20 protein-coding genes and 1 pseudogene are annotated in these 18308 nt (G+C 47.5%); 13 read left to right on the forward strand and 8 right to left on the reverse strand.

What is annotated here, in order from left to right; translation table 11 throughout:
- The first annotated feature begins 62 nt into the window (after positions 1–62).
- The 5 genes from NL646_RS09030 to NL646_RS09050 all read left to right on the forward strand — a co-directional run bounded on the left by NL646_RS09030 (position 63) and on the right by NL646_RS09050 (position 2965).
- On the forward strand, positions 63–578 hold the full coding sequence (locus tag NL646_RS09030) for a GNAT family N-acetyltransferase (RefSeq protein WP_253664114.1): 516 nt from the start codon (positions 63–65) through the stop codon (positions 576–578).
- 9 nt (positions 579–587) lie between these two features.
- Positions 588–1319 (forward strand): glucose 1-dehydrogenase, encoded by a 732-nt coding sequence (locus NL646_RS09035; protein ID WP_253664115.1) that lies wholly within the window; start codon positions 588–590, stop codon positions 1317–1319.
- Position 1320: 1 nt separating this feature from the next.
- Positions 1321–1791 carry a GNAT family N-acetyltransferase gene (locus NL646_RS09040; protein ID WP_017447017.1) on the forward strand — a complete coding sequence of 157 codons (471 nt, stop codon included), beginning with the start codon at positions 1321–1323 and terminating at the stop codon, positions 1789–1791.
- Between the two features lie 149 nt (positions 1792–1940).
- A complete protein-coding gene (locus NL646_RS09045; RefSeq protein ID WP_005497792.1) occupies positions 1941–2408 on the forward strand; it encodes an HAD family hydrolase in 468 nt (155 codons plus the stop codon).
- 29 nt (positions 2409–2437) lie between these two features.
- Complete coding sequence (locus NL646_RS09050; protein ID WP_253664116.1) at positions 2438–2965, forward strand: GNAT family N-acetyltransferase; 528 nt, start codon at positions 2438–2440, stop codon at positions 2963–2965.
- A 37-nt stretch (positions 2966–3002) separates the two neighbouring features.
- Here NL646_RS09050 and NL646_RS09055 read toward each other — a convergent pair whose 3' ends face one another.
- The 3 genes from NL646_RS09055 to NL646_RS09065 form a co-directional block, all read right to left on the reverse strand.
- Complete coding sequence (locus NL646_RS09055) at positions 3003–3593, reverse strand: type II secretion system protein (protein ID WP_223304377.1); 591 nt, start codon at positions 3591–3593, stop codon at positions 3003–3005.
- A 153-nt stretch (positions 3594–3746) separates the two neighbouring features.
- Positions 3747–4034: a hypothetical protein gene (locus tag NL646_RS09060; RefSeq protein WP_253664117.1), complete on the reverse strand. Its 288-nt coding sequence runs from the start codon at positions 4032–4034 to the stop codon at positions 3747–3749.
- Between the two features lie 67 nt (positions 4035–4101).
- Entirely contained in the window at positions 4102–5001 is a 900-nt protein-coding gene (locus NL646_RS09065; protein WP_005460847.1) for a DMT family transporter, read from the reverse strand.
- 92 nt (positions 5002–5093) lie between these two features.
- Between NL646_RS09065 and NL646_RS09070 the strand changes: the two genes are divergently transcribed.
- Positions 5094–6530, forward strand: a complete 1437-nt coding sequence (locus NL646_RS09070) for a PLP-dependent aminotransferase family protein (protein ID WP_253664118.1) — start codon at positions 5094–5096, stop codon at positions 6528–6530.
- A 96-nt stretch (positions 6531–6626) separates the two neighbouring features.
- On the opposite strand, the gene NL646_RS09075 is transcribed toward NL646_RS09070, so the two are convergent.
- The 3 genes from NL646_RS09075 to NL646_RS09085 all read right to left on the reverse strand — a co-directional run bounded on the left by NL646_RS09075 (position 6627) and on the right by NL646_RS09085 (position 10433).
- Complete coding sequence (locus NL646_RS09075) at positions 6627–7763, reverse strand: glycerate kinase (RefSeq protein ID WP_253664119.1); 1137 nt, start codon at positions 7761–7763, stop codon at positions 6627–6629.
- Positions 7764–7779: 16 nt separating this feature from the next.
- Positions 7780–9132: a GntP family permease gene (locus NL646_RS09080; RefSeq protein WP_005482895.1), complete on the reverse strand. Its 1353-nt coding sequence runs from the start codon at positions 9130–9132 to the stop codon at positions 7780–7782.
- 158 nt (positions 9133–9290) lie between these two features.
- Complete coding sequence (locus tag NL646_RS09085) at positions 9291–10433, reverse strand: sugar diacid recognition domain-containing protein (RefSeq protein ID WP_079885349.1); 1143 nt, start codon at positions 10431–10433, stop codon at positions 9291–9293.
- 240 nt (positions 10434–10673) lie between these two features.
- On the opposite strand from NL646_RS09085, the gene NL646_RS09090 reads away from it, so the two are divergent.
- Positions 10674–10847: a hypothetical protein gene (locus tag NL646_RS09090; RefSeq protein WP_005460772.1), complete on the forward strand. Its 174-nt coding sequence runs from the start codon at positions 10674–10676 to the stop codon at positions 10845–10847.
- Positions 10848–10930: 83 nt separating this feature from the next.
- Here the strand turns inward: NL646_RS09090 and NL646_RS09095 are convergent, their stop codons facing one another.
- Complete coding sequence (locus tag NL646_RS09095) at positions 10931–11293, reverse strand: hypothetical protein (RefSeq protein ID WP_253664120.1); 363 nt, start codon at positions 11291–11293, stop codon at positions 10931–10933.
- Positions 11294–11524: 231 nt separating this feature from the next.
- On the opposite strand from NL646_RS09095, the gene NL646_RS09100 reads away from it, so the two are divergent.
- The 5 genes and pseudogenes from NL646_RS09100 to NL646_RS09120 all read left to right on the forward strand — a co-directional run bounded on the left by NL646_RS09100 (position 11525) and on the right by NL646_RS09120 (position 15747).
- Positions 11525–13372, forward strand: coding sequence for a M3 family metallopeptidase (locus NL646_RS09100; RefSeq protein ID WP_253664121.1), 1848 nt, complete (start codon positions 11525–11527; stop codon positions 13370–13372).
- 65 nt (positions 13373–13437) lie between these two features.
- Positions 13438–13974, forward strand: a complete 537-nt coding sequence (locus NL646_RS09105) for a DUF924 family protein (RefSeq protein WP_005460763.1) — start codon at positions 13438–13440, stop codon at positions 13972–13974.
- A 25-nt stretch (positions 13975–13999) separates the two neighbouring features.
- The gene (locus tag NL646_RS09110) at positions 14000–14710 is read left to right on the forward strand and encodes an HAD family hydrolase (RefSeq protein WP_140107220.1); all 711 of its coding nucleotides are present in this window, start codon (positions 14000–14002) and stop codon (positions 14708–14710) included.
- 96 nt (positions 14711–14806) lie between these two features.
- Positions 14807–15124 carry a DUF4144 domain-containing protein gene (locus tag NL646_RS09115; protein ID WP_140107222.1) on the forward strand — a complete coding sequence of 106 codons (318 nt, stop codon included), beginning with the start codon at positions 14807–14809 and terminating at the stop codon, positions 15122–15124.
- 138 nt (positions 15125–15262) lie between these two features.
- Positions 15263–15747, forward strand: a pseudogene (locus NL646_RS09120) (VOC family protein).
- Between the two features lie 72 nt (positions 15748–15819).
- Here the strand turns inward: NL646_RS09120 and NL646_RS09125 are convergent.
- Complete coding sequence (locus NL646_RS09125; protein WP_171971128.1) at positions 15820–16734, reverse strand: LysR family transcriptional regulator; 915 nt, start codon at positions 16732–16734, stop codon at positions 15820–15822.
- A 141-nt stretch (positions 16735–16875) separates the two neighbouring features.
- Between NL646_RS09125 and NL646_RS09130 the strand changes: the two genes are divergently transcribed.
- Complete coding sequence (locus tag NL646_RS09130) at positions 16876–18183, forward strand: DUF1254 domain-containing protein (protein WP_253664122.1); 1308 nt, start codon at positions 16876–16878, stop codon at positions 18181–18183.
- Positions 18184–18308 lie beyond the last annotated feature (125 nt).

An 18308-nucleotide genomic window follows, 5' to 3' on the forward strand; every position in this document is an offset into this window, starting at 1 on the left:
TTTGATCAATAAGCTAAGAGAATGAGAGACTGGCAATTCAACTCGATGCATTAAGGATGTGCATGTCGACTCTCATATCTACACCCAGAACCAAAATGAGCCCGATCAGAGCAGAAGATTGGGCGCTATTTCAGCGTTTACATATCGAGCCGAGTGTCATCACTCTCTGCTTCGATAAACCTGATGAGCGAGTGTTACGCGACAAGTTTGAATCTCGTTTAGCGAGCTGGACACCAGAGTGTGACCATTGGTTGTGCTTGACCATTTTCGATGCAAATACTCAACAACCTATTGGGATCACGGGTTTTGTACTAGAGGAAGACAAAGCCGAAGTGGGCTATTTGCTGCTGCCCGAGTTTCATGGCCAGCAATTCGGCACAGAAACACTTGAGGCTTTGCTGCACTGGGCAGAAACCACGCACGATATCCTCCGCTTTTCAGCCACAGTGACCGAAGGAAATGTCGCATCAGAGCGCGTACTCACAAAATGCGGCTTCGAACTCTCTCAAGTCATTCCAGACGCATACCAAATCGGTGGCAAACACTACGCCGATAAAATCTACTCGCGACAAAAATAAGGACGTATTTTGAATAAAGTAGTCATCGTTACTGGCGCAAGCCGAGGCATTGGGGCCGCAACTGCGAAAAAGCTGGCCGAGCAAGGCTATCGCGTTTGCGTTAATTACCGAACTCAGCAAGAAGCTGCCGGCCAAATTGTGGCAGAAATACAAGCAAACGGCGGGAAAGCCATTGCCATCGCCGCAGACGTAGCCGATGAGCAGCAAGTGCTCTCCTTGTTTAATGAAACAGAACGCGAATTTGGTGCAGTGACGCACTTGGTCAACAACGTGGGCGTGCTGTTTACCCAATCGCCTTTGGCCGACATCAGCTTGGAGCGCTTCCAAACTGTGATGAACACGAATGTCGTCAGTTGTTTCCTCTGCTGTCGAGAAGCGGCGAAGCGATTCAGTGCGGGCGGTGCCATTGTGAATGTCTCCTCTGGAGCGTCACGCTCAGGCGCGCCATTTGAGTATGTTGATTACGCCACATCAAAAGGCGCGATGGATACCTTAACTAAAGGGCTCTCGCTCGAGTTGGCAGAGCGCAATATTCGCGTCAATGGCGTTCGACCTGGTTTCATTTATACCGATATGCATGCCAACGGCGGAGAACCAAACCGAGTGGATAGACTGAGCCCTCAAATTCCTCTTAAACGCGGCGGCACAGTAGAAGAAGTGGCGAATGCGATCGCTTGGCTACTGAGTGACGAAGCTTCTTATGTCACAGGATCATTTATCGATATTGCTGGGGGCAGATAGAATGCAAATCCACATCCGACAAGCTACTCCCAATGATTTAGACGGAATTTTTCAGCTTAATTTTCAGATCAATTCACTGCATTTTGCGAATGCGCCAGAAGCCTTTGTTGCGCCTTCAGAAGCTGATCGCGAATTTCTTGCGCAAGCACTAGAGAACAAAGAGCGACTCTTTTTGGTTGCAGAACGCGAACAGCAAATTCTCGGCTTCTTAACCGCGATGATCACCCAAAACGACACCGTCAGTTTTCTGATCAAAGACCCAATTTGCCGCGTGGGGACGATCGTTGTCGATGAAGAGCAAAAACAGCAAGGAATCGGTCGTCAACTGCTCCAAGCTTGCGAGCAATGGGCGCGCGATGCCAATGCCACGCAAGTTCGATTGGAAGTGATGGAATTCAATCAGCCAGCACAGCGTTTTTACGATAATCAAGGTTTTAAAACTAACTCACGCATTATGCTGAAACATTTGTAACGATAGCGGCAATTAAACGCTTTTCACGACTAAAGCCGACTAAATCGCATTTATCACTTCGATTTGTCCCCCGATTTTAGAAAAGGCGATATGATGTACTGATATACCCAAGTGACTTCAAGATGCCTGGGTGTAAAGGAGATTCGAACATGATTTATCTTTTCGATTGGGGGAACACCTTGATGGTAGATTTCCCTCACGCACAAGGAAAAATGTGCGATTGGGAACACGTAGAAACGGTTCCTCAGGCCACCGAAACGCTGGCAGTACTTTCCCAAAATCATCCCATTTATATTGCGACCAGCGCGTCTGACTCCAACATGGAAGAGGTTCAGCGTGCATTCGTCCGTGTCGACTTGGACCAATTCTTAAATGGCTATTTTTGTTTTGCCAACCTCGGTATCGCTAAAAACCAACCTGAGTTTTATCTCGCCGTCGCAAAACAGTTAGGGGTTAACGTGAGTGAAATAACCATGGTCGGCGATTTACCTCACAAAGACATTTATCCCGCCATGCAAGCGGGCGTAAACACAATTTGGTTTAACCCAACGGGCGCTGATGCACCAGCCGAGCCCATTCCCAATCAAATTCGGTGTTTATCTGAGCTTATACCCTAACCGTTACCTGCACTAATCAAGGAAGATGAATGCAAATCAGCCCCATCAAGGTGAGCGATCTCGAGCGCTTCACCGCGCTGTGGAATCGGGTGTACTCCGAGGGGGAGTTTTTGATTTCTCCAGCCCCCGATAACGCAACACTTCGTAGCATCCTGCAACGTGTTGAGAACGAATCCATCCCTCAGTTTGTCGCGTTTGACCGCCAAGAGCTTATCGGCAGCGTTGAAATCTTCCCTGCAGAAATGTGCGGTTACGAACGCGGGCAGCTCATTCGCGTCGGTATTCTTGGTATTCACATCGACAAAAACTACCGAGGCAAAGGATTAGGACGGAAATTATTATCAATGGCAATCGCGCGCGGTTGGGCGTTTGGCTATGACCAAATCGTACTCAACGTATACAAAACCAACACACCAGCGATTGCTTTGTATAAACGCTTTGGGTTTGAACATCAGGGAGAACTTGGGGAAGTGATCTTGCCAAATGGCAAGGTCTTAATGAGTCAAAAAATGGTATTGAATAAAGCGCAACGCCGTTCGAACAACCCCGATTTGTAGATTCTCGATAACCGTTTTTCACAAAGCTTAATTGGGACTAACACCCTTGCGTCACATGCCCTCGAACAATTGAATCGGTCGAGGCTTGATTCACATAGTAGAAGTAGCACGCTTCTTCTGCCAATGTGTAACCCTGCGGCCAAATGTACACCACGCGATCAACACCCGATTTATCTAAGAACTGATAATCAGGAATCGCGACAAAATGAGCGCTGTTCGGGTGCTGCTGACCGATGATACAAAAATCACTGCCTTTGCACGGCACGTCAATTTTCGAGTAGCCTCTGGCAGGCAGGTCTATTTCTAATAAAGCACGAATACTGTCGGCGCTGGCTTCTGGCATGCCTTTGCGTGTTTTGACTTGTCGGTCAATGTAGTGAACGTGCTCTTGGTCGTAAGCGTTATCAATCACAGATTGAGCATGGAAGAATTTGAGAGCCGTACCTAAAGAAGACTGAGAACTGTGCAGCATCGCAGCGTATGCTTGGCGATGAATATCGAGTAGTACCGGTAAAGCAGCTAATGCGATGAAAGCCAAAGTGGTGAGCACTATGGTGATTTCCATCAGCGTAAATCCCTTTGATTTCACGTTTCCTATCTCAACTAGCCCAAGACAATAGCCCCACATCCATGTGAGACCGAGCCAATATATCGCCAATTTCTTACGATTAAAGGCCCAAGGGGTAAGAAGAGACAAACACCACTCAAACTTGAGAACAGCAGCCAAAGAGCGGTGCAACAAAACGACGCTATGTATCAGATATTAGACGATTTTCACTCTCTAGCTATTGAGTAAAGGCACATTATTTCGCACCAGACCACGACGAACATTCGTGCACATTTTGCCAAAATGACGAATTTCATCGAATTGCGGAACAATGCCGCGCTCCATAGCCGATTCCCAATAGCTCAGCTCTGAATCCACCATTTCCAGTAACTTCTTCGGACAACCGATGCACTGCCCTTCCGGCCCACACACAAAGGTTTCAGGTTCGTAAATCGGTAGTTCAGCTTTTACTTGGTCGATGATATTACGCATCGCGGTCATTCGGTCTGGCTTTGCCGTCATCACTCTGCTCCACGGATTAAGATGAGGCAGAATTGTACTCACTGGCACGTGAATGTCCCTACCTAATTTAGGTATATTCCGTTTTGATAGCCTTTTTTATCGTCAGATCTGGTTTTTTAACCACCAAATACACCGCCGTAGCCGCTAGGACAAAGCCAGAAATGCCCATCCAATCAAATGACTCTCCAAACGCGAGCCAAGCTTGAATCGCCGTCGTTGGCGGCACTAGGTAAAACACAGACGCCACACTCGAAGACGCCCCATTTCTCACCATGTACAGCAACAATAGAATCGCCACACAAGAGAGCACGACGACCAACCACAACACGGTCAAAATAAACTCCAGTTCCCATTGCACTTGCATGGTTTCAAACTGCATCGCAACAGGCAGAAACATGATGAGCGCGGCTAAATATTGCACTGTCGCACCACCAACCATATCCACTTGTTGGCAATGTTTTTTCTGATACAGCGTCCCTAGCGTGATACCAACCAAAGCCAATAAACACAAACCAATGGCCAACACTTTGTGCTGCTCGGATTGCCACTCCATTTTGCCCATCAACACCATAGCGATACCGACAAAACCAAGAGCCAAACCCAGCCATTGCGAGGGTTTAAATTCCTCACGAACAAACGCCACCAGCAAAGCCGCGGTTAAAATCGGCTGAATGCCCACCAGCAACGAACTCAACCCCGCAGGCATACCCAAAGCGATAGCGAAATAAGTACCGCCCAGATAGAAACCGTGGATTAACGCCCCAACCACGCAGCTGTGCCAAAAATCTGTTCCTGTCGGCAACCTTCTACGCAATACCGCCACAAGAACCAAAAACAGTAAGACATTGAATGCCATACGGATAGAAAGCAGTGTCGCTGGCTCAGCATATTGCAAACCAAAACGCGCACCAACAAATCCAGAAGCCCAAAGGATGACAAATACAAAAGGGATGGCTCGGATTAACATGATCGCCTCACTCACGCTTGTTTTATGTTTTGAGATACTGCTAATGTAATTAGGTACAGTGTTTTCAAAAAGTGACAGATGGAAGTGTTTTTATGGGTACAGATTTATTGGAAAGCGGTGAAGGGAATAAGTACCTCGTGGTGGAAAAACACCTCAAACAAGCCATCAATGGTGGCGTTTATCAAGCGGATGATCGACTGCCCTCCATTCGCTCGTTGAGCCAAGAATTAAACGTCAGCAAAAACACCGTGATTCGTGCATATCAAGAGCTGGAAGCGCAAAACTTGGTGTACTCGGTTCCCAAATCGGGTTATCGAGTGAAAATCGCCTTGCCGACCTCTCGCTCAATTCCGGATCCGACTCGTGTGGATTTGCTCTCGATCTGTAAAGAAATCCTCACGTACCCTGAATACCAAGAGCGTCTGCCCGCTGGCTCTGCCCACCCAAACATTGATTCCCCCGCGATCAAAAGCTTGTACGCCGAGATTGGCCGTCACAGCCGCCGGCAAACGCATGTACCGAGCCATTACCAGTTGCCACCCGGAGATCACCTCTTAATTAAACAACTGGCGAAAATCACGCAAGATTTGGGCACGCCAGCCAAATTGGATGAGATCATGGTGACGCACGGCGCTCAACAAGCAATAAGCCTAGCGCTGCGCGCAACGACACAAAAAGGCGATATCGTCGCGGTGGAGTCTCCTTGTTATTTTGGCAACTTATTGATGCTCGAATCACTCGGCCTCAAAGTGGTGGAAATCCCGAGTTGCCCACGAGACGGTATGTGCCCCGAAGCCTTAGCAAAAGCAATGGCGACATGGGACATAAGAGCGATCATCGTAACACCAAACTTCACCAACCCTACTGGAGCCATGATGCCGCTAGAAAAGCGCCAGCAATTGCTCTTGGCGTCCGGCAATATTCCTATTATCGAAGACGATGTGTTTGGCGGGTTAAGTTATGATAAGCCGTTGCCAAGCTTGAGCTTGCTCGATGACAAGCAACGCGTGATTTACGTGAATTCGTTATCCAAAACACTCGATTCGCGTTTGAGAATTGGTTGGATGTTGGCGGGGCGATATCGAGATCAAATTGAGCAATATCTACTGTGTGAGAACATGGGCAGTTTGAACCTGATGCAGTCAGCCGTGGCAACGTTTCTAACGTCAGGCAAGTATCGAACGCATACTGCGCGAATGGGGCGGGTTTATCAAAACAACATGCGTCGATTTATCCAGATGCTTCATCAATACTTGGATGAATACGAATCTCTAAAAAATCGATACCAGATCAACGCCGTGCAAGGCTCGTTCTTGCTTTGGTTGCGCCTGCCCGAAGAAACGGACAGTTATGCGTTGTATCAAGCGTGCAATAAGCACAGAATCAGCCTACTTCCCGGCACCGTATTTGGCACTCAAGAGCAATATCGACATTGCGTGCGCCTCAGCGTAGCAAACTTTGGTCATGAAACCGATTGGAGTCACGCGATGCAAACACTGGCAAAGTTGATAGCAAAGCATGTCTGTTAACTCGCTCTTGCTAAATGAACTTATGCCCACACACGCAAACAGGTAACAACAAAAAACTCCACGCAAAGGTGGAGTTTTCTCGTATCGTTATCGCCCTCAGTGCGACTTAATTTGCCACATTCTCGCGACGTTTTCGGCTAAATTGGCAACGTTGACGTCGGCCTCTTTCATGGCCTCAGATAAGCTCATCGCCCTTGGTACACAAGCAAACACCGCATCAATACCGCACTCATAAACCGCCTGATAGTTGTCGCCCACACAGCCTGCTAATACAATGACTGGTAAATCAAACTGCTTTGCCACCTTAGCAACGCCCATCGGCGTTTTGCCATGTGCGGTTTGATGATCGATTCGCCCCTCGCCTGTGAATACGATATCCGCATCCGCAACATGCTCAGCAAGTTTGACCGTTTCTAGCACAATCTCAATTCCCGGTTGCAAACGCGCTGGCGTGTACCCGAGCAAGGCCGCGCCCATACCACCAGCAGCACCCGCCCCTTCACGAGTCAGTACGTGCTTACCCGTCGCTTGTTCCGTCAACTCGCCAAACTTGCGCAATGCGTTATCGAGCAGAGTGACGTCTGACGCTGTCGCTCCCTTTTGCGGGCCAAAGATAGCCGACGCGCCTTTGTCGCCACAGAGTGGGTTATCAACATCGCACGCTACCAACACTTCGCAAGCAGCTAAGCGCGGGTCAAGACCAGAAATATCGATGGATGCAAGCGCCGCTAACCCGCCTCCATTTGGGGTAACTGCATGGCCAGATTCATCAAGAAACGTTACCCCCAACGCGGTCAACATGCCCACGCCACCATCATTGGTAGCGCTGCCGCCCAAACCAATGATTAAGCGTTGAATACCTCTGTCTAGCGCGTGTTTGATCAGCTGTCCGGTACCAATGCTGCTGGTCAGTTTTGGGTCGCGAGCGTCACTCGGCACAAGGTGTAGCCCACTGGCCTCCGCCATTTCAATAACCGCAGTTTCGCCGTCGCCGAGGATGCCATAAAACGCTTCAACATCATTCCCTAATGGCGCAGTCACTGTTGTGAAGACTTGTTCGCCTTGAGTTGCATCTATCAAAGATTGAACCGTGCCTTCGCCTCCGTCTGCGACCGGAACCGTAACAAACTCGGCATCATGCCATACGCGAGCAAGACCCGTTTTGATCGCCTCGCTCACTTGTTTGGCGGTTAAGCTTTCTTTAAATGAATCAGGTGCAATTACCACTTTCATACGTATTTCCAGAGACTTATAAGAGAACGAGACTCAAAATGTACACCAATGCCATTGCCGTGACACCTTGAACGAGCGTAGCCATGGTTTGCGCGCGGTACGCTAAGCCCACCGACATGCGGCTAAACTGCGACACTACCCAGAAGAAGCTGTCGTTTGCATGAGAAACCGTCATCGCACCTGCACCGATCGCCATCACCGTTAATACGCGGCCCATTTCTGAATCTAGCCCCAATTGCGTAAGCATAGGCGCAACCAAAGCCGATGTGGTCACCAACGCAACCGTTGACGAACCTTGCGCCGATTTTAGCGCAGCCGCAACGATAAATGGCATGAAAATACCCACGCCCAGCGCCGATAGCGTCGTACCCAAGTATTCACCTAGCGGCGTTGCTTTTAATACCGCGCCAAATGCACCACCCGCACCGGTAATCAAAAGAATAGGCGCAGCAGCCGTAATGCCTTGGCTGATTCGCTCGCCAAATTCTTCAATCTTGTTGTCTGACTTGAGTAGGCGAACAGAAAGGAACAGGCCAATCACCAATGCCGTTAATGGCTGTCCTAAGAAAGTCAGAACATCAAACACAAAACCTTCGCCCAGCGGTAGGCTTGGGAATTTCGCGATAGAACCAAAACAGATCAATAAGATTGGAACAAAAATAGGAGCGAATGCTTGGCTCGCCGTTGGCAATTTGCCGTAAGACGCTTTGAGTGCTTGCCAGTCATGCTGAATTTCATCTGCGGCTTCAATGCCATCTGGTTCTACATGTTGGAATCGGTTCGCCCACAACATACCTGCTAGCGCCGCAACCGCTGCAACAAACACACCCACACCAATCACTAAACCAAGGTTAGATTCCAGGCCTAAGTTACCCGCAGCGGCAATCGGGCCAGGAGTTGGCGGCACAAACGTGTGCGTCGCGTATAGGCCAGTAGCCAACGCCACACTCATCGCAACGCTTGAGGTTTTTAAACGCTTCGCGAGTGATTCTTTGAGCGAGTTCAGAATGACAAAGCCTGAATCACAAAATACCGGAACAGAAACGATGTAACCGATGATGCTCATAGTCAATGTTGGGAAACGCTCACCCAACACTTTAATAACCGTATCGGCCATGGTGATCGCCGCACCACTTTTCTCCAAAATAACACCGATGATGGTACCTAAAACGATAACCAAACCAATGTAACCAAGGATGCCGCCAAAGCCAGAAGCAATGGTTTTGGCAATGCTATCTGCCGGTAAGCCGTAAGCAAATGCCGCAAGGAACGCCGCGATGATCAGCGCTAAAAAGGGATGTAATTTGAATTTAGTGGTCGTGAGCACAATAAATGCGATCACCCCGAGCAGGATTAATATAAGGTTCATGATAACTCCATTTATTCTTATTTTGCTGAGCGAGTCCGTGTTGGCTCACTCAACATGTAGGGACGCATGAATTATTAATCGTTTGCTTTCGAATTCCTTTAGGCGGAGTGACAAATGATGTGGTCAAAAAATGACGCGTATTGTGCAAATGCACAATATCACGCCATTTTTGAGAGCCGAGTCGCAATATAAAGCTCCGCTAACCCCACAAAATTGGTGGTTGGCAGCCCTGTTATCTCGGTGATTTTTTCTAACCGATAACGCAGAGTGTTCCGGTGAATAAACAGCATTTTAGAGCATTCCGTCACATTGCCATTGCATTCAAACAACGCATCTAGGGTTTTCAGTAATTGCCCAGTTTTGTCTTTCTCTTTCAACCGTTTCACGCCATCAATAATTTGTTCACCTTGCCAAATATCCGCCAACGGCGCTAACAGCACAGGCAAACGAAGTTCATCGAACAGGTACTTACGCTTCTCTGGGTAGAACTGCTTGCCAATGGCTAATACCTGCTTCGCGCTTTGGTATGACAACGCGACATCTTTAGGTTCATTAAACAGCTGCCCTAGCGCAATGTGAAACGTATGCGAATCGTGATCGCTTAAACGCGACATCAACTTATCAATGCGTTCACTTTCGATTTGGCTATCCCACTGCTTGGCGGAATGACACGGTTTCAGCACCACAATTTCATTCACCGAGACAATCGCAACCAGGTTGTTACGCTCCGGATATTCAAGCAGCTCAACAATATTGCGCACACTCTTCATGCTTTTTGAGGCGGACGGCGTCGAGACTTCAATCACCGTAGCCACCCGTGGTTGAGTAACATCAATAGAAAGACGCATCGCCCAATCTTTCAGCTCTTCATCGGTCAATTTGCCATTGATCCAAGCCAGAATAAACTCTTCGCGATGACGTCTGTCCCACTGAAATTTTTCCACCAGCGCAGCTTGCTCGATTGTCAATTCAGCGGTCATTTTGACCAGTTTGGCGAAATCTCGGATTTTCTCCGGCTCACCTGTCACACCAACAATACCGATCACGTCGCCATGCAATTTCAACAGCATATTGATTCCGGGTTTGACACCCTGCAACGTCAAACATTGCTGCTCATTCAGCTCTAGCGAATCGCCGTGATTCAACGCCAATACCGCGCCATCATGCACTTGCCCAACGCGTTTTGGATCGCCACTGCCAATAATGATGCCTGCTGAGTTCATCACATTCACATTGTGACCAATGATGGACATGGTTCGATCAACAATTTGCTGTGCTAAGGAGTGGTCGAGAATCACCATTTCGATTTTCCAAACTTATAAATGAATCACTCAATAAATCACAAATAGCGTGCTATCGCGATGCTGTCGATGCAAATTGCAGGCGTAGCTCAAATCATTACGCCTTAACCACACATAAAAAAGGGTTTAATCCGTCATTTTGAACAGAGGGATATATACTTAAAGCAAAGAGACTTCGATGCCTTGTTACTACGCGTTGGAGTCACGTTGCTGCAAGCGAGCGATAACGGAGGAAACACGATGGAATTGCGTAATAAAGCGGGCGAAATTGCCAAAATTGCTGACAACCTCACTTTGAAAGAAATTACTGAAATGGGCTACACCGTGGACTTATGCGATGAAGCTTATGATGCCAATGAGCACTGGAAAGCAGAAGGCAAAACTGAGGGTATGGGCGAGTACCCAGAAGAGTAAACGTCCCGACGAGCCAGCGCACTAGAGCCTACAAAAAAGAGTGCTACAAAAACAAAAAACCGAGCGACTTAACGCTCGGTTTTTTACTTTTGAACCTCTTGAATGAACATATCCATCTCTTCAAGATAATTGCCGTTTGAGCATCCCCAGTCAGTGACTTCAATCAGCTCAGTAATCAGCTGACCTGAATCATCACTTTGCACTCGCATAACAAACGCTTCAAAGCGGTCAAGTTGAGCCTGAGTTTTAATGGCATGTACCGCATATTCTTGCATCAGCTCGTTATACACCTGCCAACGGTGATCATCAGAAACATCACTACTCAGAATGACCGCACATTTTTGCTGAATACTCTCAATGGCATCCTTTTTAGGAGCCGTCACTGACGAACATCCCGCTAAAACCACTCCTAGCGTCAGCAACGTTATTTTTTCTTTATTTATCATTTCGTTTCCGCTTTGTACGACCGCAACAAGAAATTTTATAAATTGTATACCATCAGCGCCCAAACGTAAGGTGCGCCACAACAAATAACCTACTAACCATTTAAAATGTAAACAAATAGTAAAATCACGTTTACGCGATGCAAAATCGACAAATGAGATTGTCGCTCCTTTCTCGCGGCCAAGCGTGCAATAATCAACTGTCTACATAACGAAACCATTTGAAGGATCAAAATGACCGCAACGGATTATCTCAACGACCTCAATCAACGTTACCTCGCGATTCACCGCACCAAAGAAGATTTCTTTTGGGAAACTTACATGGGTATAAGCGATGACCATGATGGCTCGACGCAAGCACAAACAGCGTGGACAAGCTTTTTGAGCAACGCCGAGCAAATTACTGCCATCAAACAACAACTTGAAGTCGCGGACTCAATTACCGACCCACAAGAGAAACAGCAAACCATTACGGGCCTTTCTGGTTGGCTAGCGATGTTTGAATCTCACGCCATCGAGGGCGAAAAAGCACAAGCGTTGAAAAATCAGCTCATTGCCTTTGAAGCTGAGCTATTCGAGAAAAAACAGAACCACGTACAAACGTTTACCGATGAAAACGGCAAGCAAGTAGAAGGTTCACTGCCAGTATTGAGCTCAACCATTCGCACCAGCAATCATGAAGAAGTTCGCCAATCGGCTCATCAAGCGTTGCTGAACCTTGAACAATGGCTACTGCAAAACGGCTTTATAGAACTGATCAAACTGCGCAACCAGTTCGCTCGCTCACTGGGTTATGCGACCTTCTTTGATTACTCCGTACAAAAAACGGAAAAGATGAGCTCTGAGCAGCTATTCGAGATTTTGGAAGATTTCGAACAACGCACGCGAAATGCGCACCTAAACAGCTTAGAAAACTTGGCGAAAGAGAAAGGCGCAAGTGCACTAACAGGCTTCAACTTTGTTTACTCGTTCGCGGGTGACGTCATGCGTGACCTTGACCCATACGTGCCGTTCTCTAAATCTCTGAGACGCTGGGTAGAATCGTTTGGTCGTCTGAATATTGATTACTCTGGCGCGACGCTAACGCTGGATTTGTTAGACCGCAAAGGTAAGTACCCGAACGGGTTCTGCCACGGCCCGATCCCTTCTTTCTACAATCAAGGCGAATGGGTCGCAGCACAGGTGAACTTCACCAGCAATGCCAAACCAGACCAAGTGGGCAGCGGCTACGATGGCATTAACACGCTGTTCCACGAAGGTGGCCACGCAGCACACTTTGCGAACGTAAAAATGAACGCGCCTTGTTTTTCGCAGGAGTTTGCGCCGACGTCGATGGCTTATGCAGAAACTCAGTCGATGTTCTGTGACAGCCTGTTAACCGATGCCGATTGGCTAAAACAGTACGCACTGGATGATGAAGGGAATCCGGTTCCTGATGAGATCATTCAAGCGATGATCAACAGTCGTCAGCCATTCAAAGCTTATGAAGAACGTAGCATCTTGGTTGTGCCTTACTTTGAGCGCGCGTTATATCAACTTAGCGATGACGAGTTAACGCCAGAGCGCATCACTAAGCTGGCTCGCGATTGTGAAAAACAGATCCTTGGTTTGGAATGCAGCCCTCGCCCACTGATGGCGATTCCACATTTGCTATCTGACGAAGCGGCTTGTGCATACCAAGGTTATCTACTCGCGCACATGGCGGTGTATCAGACCCGTGCATACTTCCTTGAGCAGTTTGGCTACCTGACGGATAACCCAGAAATTGGCCCACTGTTGGCAAAACACTACTGGCACGCAGGCAATCACTTGTCGCACAACGAAACCATTGTCAGCCTGACTGGTGAAGGCTTTAACGCCAAGTACCTAGCGGACGTGTGTAACCTATCCCCAGAACAGGCATGGGAAGTGCAGCAGAAGAAAATCGACTCACTTGCGACGCGAGAACGAGCACCAGTCGCTTCATTGAACGCGACGATTAAAGTCGTCGACGGCAGTAAAGAACTGGCAAGCAACGTCATATCTGACGAACAAATGTGTGACGATTTTGAACGTTACATCGTAGAGACTTACGGTCGATAACACGCCAAGAGCCAGAAGCCACGCTTCTGGCTTTTTGCTATTAAGGCACAATAAAAGGAAGCGCCATGCATCAACAAATCATCAAGTTCTGGTTCGAGGAGCTAACGCCTCAAAACTGGTTTGAAAACAACCCAGAACTGGACAAACATATTGCGTCACGATTTGCCTCGGTACTAGAACAAGCCGCTCGTTGTGAACTGTTTAATTGGCGTGACAGCGCACAAGGACGATTGGCCGAAATCATCGTCCTCGACCAGTTTTCACGTAATGTGTATCGCAACACCCCAAAAGCGTTTGCGCAAGACCCGCTCGCATTAGCATTGGCTCAAGAAGCAATTCGGTTAGGACACGATCAAGAATTAGCGCCTGAGCAGCTAAGCTTTTTGTACATGCCGTTTATGCACAGCGAATCTCGCCTCATTCATGTCGAAGCTGAGAAATTGTTTCGCGCATCAGGGCTTGAAAATAACTACGATTTTGAGCTAAAACACAAAGCCATCATCGACCAATTTGGACGTTACCCACATCGCAACGCCATCTTGGGTAGAGAAAGCACACCTGAAGAGTTAGCATTTTTGCAGCAACCCGGCTCCAGCTTTTAACCATCAATAACAACGAGAACGTTGAATGAAATTAGACGCCATATTGTGGGATTACGATGGGACACTCGTAAACTCTGTACCGAAAAACATCGACATCACCAAAGCGATCTTATCCATCGTTGCCCCGCATTTAACTGGCAATAATTTACCGAAATATCTCCATTCAGAAGCCAACTATCACTACGCAAACCACGCGGCGAAAAACTGGCAAGAGCTCTACGTGGATTACTACGGCATGTCCCATGATGAAATGCTAAAAGCTGGTGGTTTATGGGCAGAGCATCAAGAGAGAAACCAAACACCAGTAACCCTGTTTGAAGGCATTGATGGCGTTATTAAAGAGTTTGCGCAGCTGCCTCACGGCATTTGCTCTCAAAACTCACAAAGCAATATTCGTCGAGTGCTGTCCGACAACGGCATCAGCGCGCCGTTTAAATCCATCGTCGGGTATGATGACGTCTCGAACGGACACCAAAAGCCCGATGCGTACAGTGGCATCAAATGCGTTGAGTCGATTTTTGGTCACGCAGAAAATCGACAGCTGATGTACATCGGTGACCATGAAGCCGACACGCAATTCGCACGCAACATCGAACAGCAGTTGGGTGGCCAAAGTAAAGTGATTGCCGTTGCAGCAGCGTACAGCGGCGCGATGCCAGAGCATTGGAGCGTGCAACCAGATTACGTGGCAAGAACGGTTGACGAGCTGTTTTCGATTATTGCTCAACACACGTAATTTTTGGCTGCGGTTTAAGGCCTACACCTTGAAAGCCAGCGCTCACCTTGCCCTTTCAGACATTGAAACAATTTTAGCCACTACACTGGAGGCCCCATGGTTACATGGCCATGTTTATTGAAACTCGATGGCGACGATGAACTTATCTATTTGCGTTCTCATGCCGATCTTGATTCCGAATGCGAAGCGCTCATTTGGGGGCCAGATGATTACGTAATTGACTCAAATGGCAACACGTTCGGGTTGCAATACAACGATTCGAACACCACCGTTTTACAACCGGAAGAACGCACTCTGTCCGTCGAGGAAGTTACGTCACTCATCCAGTCGCATGAGTTTAGTCTCGCACAAAGATGCATCATCAAAATTCACTTCACCTCGGTACAGCAAGCTGTTGAGGCATTAGCCGATTAACTCGAACTTTGCCCATGTTGATTACATAAAGTTATTATTTTTATAATTTATGATAATTTCATGTAATTAAAACCACACCATATACTCTCCCACATCGAAACAAAACAACGTTTAAGCACACATGTTGGGAGCAAACAAATGAAAATGAATCATGTCGGTATTATGGTCGGAGATATGGATAAAGCGGTTGAGTTTTACACGCAAGCGCTTGGTCTAAAAGTCGTTATGGGTAACACGAAAGTGATTGAAGAACGCGAAACCGCAATTGGCAGAATGTGTATTGCGGTCTTTGGTGAGGGCTTTAAAGGCTTCAACATTGCGCATCTAGTGACAAGCGATGGCATCGGACTTGAGTTATTTGAAATGAAAGAGCGTCAAGAGCGCCATGAAGTGGATTTTTCTCGCATCGGTATCTTCCATTCTGTTTGCAGACGGACGACTTTGAAGGTGCAATCAAGCGCACTGAAGCGTTTGGTGGCAAAGTGCGTATGGACATCATGCGTTACCACCCAGAAGACGATAACAAGCCTGCGAAAATGGTTTATCTAGAAGACCCATTCGGCAACCTGTTCGAGCTTTACTCGCACACTTATGAAGAAACTTACGCTTCTGAATACGAGTAATTACATCAAGCAACACAACCGGGATCAATGCGTTATCGAACCCGGTTGTTCAAACCGTTTCACCAACCATTGTTACGACTCAATGCCTAACGACTTCATCAACGATTCAACGGTATTGTTAACCCACAATATCAACGGATCATTGCGGCGCTTTACGCTGTAAACGTAACCGAAGTTACCCTCTAATTTCGGCAGCGCGTCATCAAATTCGATAAAAGAAAAACGCTTATCTAACTGATTGATCAAGTGACGCGAACAAGGAAACAGCACATCGCTATCCGCAACCAAATTCAAAATGGTGTTGATGTGCGTGGTACGCAGTTGAATTCTTGGGACAACTGAAAAAGGCTGTAATAAGCGCGAGATGTGATCTTCTTTTTCATTCCAATGTTGGATGATGTGAACCGCGTACGCGTACTCTGAAATGTCATCCAAGTACATGCGTTTACCACAATGCGGATGCGTCGCGCGACAGGCCAGAGCAAAGTCGTCCCGCCCGCCTTTTTTCTGAACCAGATGCTTCGGCAACTCCATAGGAAAATAGTTGATACCAAAAGCGATTTCACCCGCATCGATTTTGTCTGGCGTGGTTTCCGTCCAGTCTTCGATCACCAAGTTCATAAACGGCGCTTCTTTGGCTAGCAGCTGAGTAAACGCGGCAGAAAACCATTGCGCAATTGACGAGTTGATTGCAACACGCAGAACACTGCTTTCGGTCGCGGGATCAAAACTATGAGAAACATTCACCAGCTTGTCGATGTCGTTGATGATCCCAGAAAGCTGCGCTTTGATCTCTTCGGCTTTCGGCGTGAGCTCCATATTGGTGCCCTTACGCACTAAAATGTCGTCGTTAAACAAATCCCGAATTTTACGCAAGCTTCGGCTCACAGCAGGCTGGCTGGTGCACAAACGCTCCGCAGCCGTTGTGGTGTTGCGTGTTTCAAGAATCACCGCAAGCACCTTGAGCAAATTGTAATCAAAGTTCATCAACGTTATCTCTTTAGCTTTTCTCAGAGGATATCACTTTTGATATAGACTAAATACCCACAATTCATTTCTGTAATAAACGGGTTAACGACTAAGCTTAGCTGGAAACATATCCTCACAACCAAATGGATGAAACCAGCCATGAAACAAAAATTACTCGTTACTCTATTGGGATTATCAGCGCTAGGAGCCAGCCCTGTATTTGCGGCTAACACCAATGTTGATCTTGCAGAAGATGCTTATACCTACGGCTACTCTATCGATGAAGCGTACAAGTTTTTCTATCACACGGTGGTAGAAAACAACTATCCACTGAACCGCTTTCAGAATATTCGTGCTCTAGCTGATGACTCTTACACCGCTCACCCAACCATTAATAACGATACGCTTCACCTTATGGGCTGGTTAGATGTTGCTGCAGAACCTGTCATTGTAAGCGTGCCTGATATGGATGAAGGCCGTTACTGGATCTTGCACACAATGGACATGGGCCACTACACCAACGCAGCGTTCAGTTCTCGTACTCGCGGCACAAAAGGCGGCCAGTTCATGTTTGCAGCACAAGATTGGCAAGGTGAAGTGCCAGCTTCTGTCGACGAAGTGGTTCGCGTAGACAGTAACCTTGTGAAGCTGATGGGTCGCATCATGGCAGTGAATGACGAAGATGCGAAAGTCGCGCTTAACTACATGGACCAATGGAACATTCGTACCCTATCGGAATATTTAGGTAAGAACGGGCCAAAACCAGTACAAAGAACGTACCCAGATCCAAAAAATTCAACATGGCTTGAACGCGTGAACTTCGCGCTATGTGATGGCTCGATGGGCAATGCAGACAAACAGTGGTTGGACAAATACCAATCTATCGGCGTTGAACCATGCAAAACTGACTTCACACCTGAGCAGCTAAAACTGGCAAAAGTTGGTGAGAAGAAAGGCATGGAACACCTCGTCGAACTTGCACCTAAAATGACAGATGCTCGTACGTTGCTTGGTACACGCGATACCTTGGGTGATGCGCCACGCGATATTTTTGCAGAAGGTACTTACCTTGGTCAGTGGGGCTTACCACCTATCGAAGCGTCTTACCGTAAATCAGATTTCGACAGCACTGGTCAAAAACTGGATGGTTCGAAGCATGATTACGTGATGCGCTTTAAAGCGCCGAACGTCAGCGAATTCTGGTCTGTTACTATTTACGGCAACGACAACCGTTTGATGGCGAAAAACGACCTAAACCGTCACAGCCGTGGCGACCGAACCATGAAAGCGGACAAAGACGGTTACTACACCATTTACATGAGTGCGAACGAGAAAGGCCGAGCAGACGATCCAAACTTCTTGCCAGTACCTGAAAAACCGTTCTACGCCATCATGCGTTTCTACGGCGCAGACGATGCAATCCAAAGTGGTGAGTATCAAATGCCTGAAATCAAAGTAGTTAAATAATTCGTTTTAACGAACCACTGCTCTGTCGCCTCCTTAGTTCGTAAGTACGTTAAGGAGGCTTATTTCAAGGTGGGTGTCTAGGGCGAACATCTAGCCCAAAAATCAAAGAGCCACCCACTCAATCT

The organism is Vibrio sp. Y20_XG_PY13, assembly GCF_024181925.1.
Lineage (GTDB): Bacteria > Pseudomonadota > Gammaproteobacteria > Enterobacterales > Vibrionaceae > Vibrio > Vibrio parahaemolyticus.

What these genes read in the sequence shown, in the direction of transcription:
- NL646_RS09050 (WP_253664116.1), top strand. Translation starts at nt 2,438, where the DNA reads ATGCAAATCAGCCCCATCAAGGTGAGCGATCTCGAGCGCTTCACCGCG.
- NL646_RS09110 (WP_140107220.1), top strand. Translation starts at nt 14,000, where the DNA reads ATGAAATTAGACGCCATATTGTGGGATTACGATGGGACACTCGTAAAC.
- NL646_RS09075 (WP_253664119.1), bottom strand. Translation starts at nt 7,763, where the DNA reads ATGAAAGTGGTAATTGCACCTGATTCATTTAAAGAAAGCTTAACCGCC.
- NL646_RS09030 (WP_253664114.1), top strand. Translation starts at nt 63, where the DNA reads ATGTCGACTCTCATATCTACACCCAGAACCAAAATGAGCCCGATCAGA.
- NL646_RS09055 (WP_223304377.1), bottom strand. Translation starts at nt 3,593, where the DNA reads ATGTGGGGCTATTGTCTTGGGCTAGTTGAGATAGGAAACGTGAAATCA.
- NL646_RS09065 (WP_005460847.1), bottom strand. Translation starts at nt 5,001, where the DNA reads ATGTTAATCCGAGCCATCCCTTTTGTATTTGTCATCCTTTGGGCTTCT.
- NL646_RS09095 (WP_253664120.1), bottom strand. Translation starts at nt 11,293, where the DNA reads ATGATAAATAAAGAAAAAATAACGTTGCTGACGCTAGGAGTGGTTTTA.
- NL646_RS09085 (WP_079885349.1), bottom strand. Translation starts at nt 10,433, where the DNA reads ATGGTGATTCTCGACCACTCCTTAGCACAGCAAATTGTTGATCGAACC.
- NL646_RS09115 (WP_140107222.1), top strand. Translation starts at nt 14,807, where the DNA reads ATGGTTACATGGCCATGTTTATTGAAACTCGATGGCGACGATGAACTT.
- NL646_RS09105 (WP_005460763.1), top strand. Translation starts at nt 13,438, where the DNA reads ATGCATCAACAAATCATCAAGTTCTGGTTCGAGGAGCTAACGCCTCAA.
- NL646_RS09090 (WP_005460772.1), top strand. Translation starts at nt 10,674, where the DNA reads ATGGAATTGCGTAATAAAGCGGGCGAAATTGCCAAAATTGCTGACAAC.
- NL646_RS09070 (WP_253664118.1), top strand. Translation starts at nt 5,094, where the DNA reads ATGGGTACAGATTTATTGGAAAGCGGTGAAGGGAATAAGTACCTCGTG.
- NL646_RS09125 (WP_171971128.1), bottom strand. Translation starts at nt 16,734, where the DNA reads ATGAACTTTGATTACAATTTGCTCAAGGTGCTTGCGGTGATTCTTGAA.
- NL646_RS09130 (WP_253664122.1), top strand. Translation starts at nt 16,876, where the DNA reads ATGAAACAAAAATTACTCGTTACTCTATTGGGATTATCAGCGCTAGGA.
- NL646_RS09080 (WP_005482895.1), bottom strand. Translation starts at nt 9,132, where the DNA reads ATGAACCTTATATTAATCCTGCTCGGGGTGATCGCATTTATTGTGCTC.
- NL646_RS09100 (WP_253664121.1), top strand. Translation starts at nt 11,525, where the DNA reads ATGACCGCAACGGATTATCTCAACGACCTCAATCAACGTTACCTCGCG.
- NL646_RS09045 (WP_005497792.1), top strand. Translation starts at nt 1,941, where the DNA reads ATGATTTATCTTTTCGATTGGGGGAACACCTTGATGGTAGATTTCCCT.
- NL646_RS09040 (WP_017447017.1), top strand. Translation starts at nt 1,321, where the DNA reads ATGCAAATCCACATCCGACAAGCTACTCCCAATGATTTAGACGGAATT.
- NL646_RS09060 (WP_253664117.1), bottom strand. Translation starts at nt 4,034, where the DNA reads ATGACGGCAAAGCCAGACCGAATGACCGCGATGCGTAATATCATCGAC.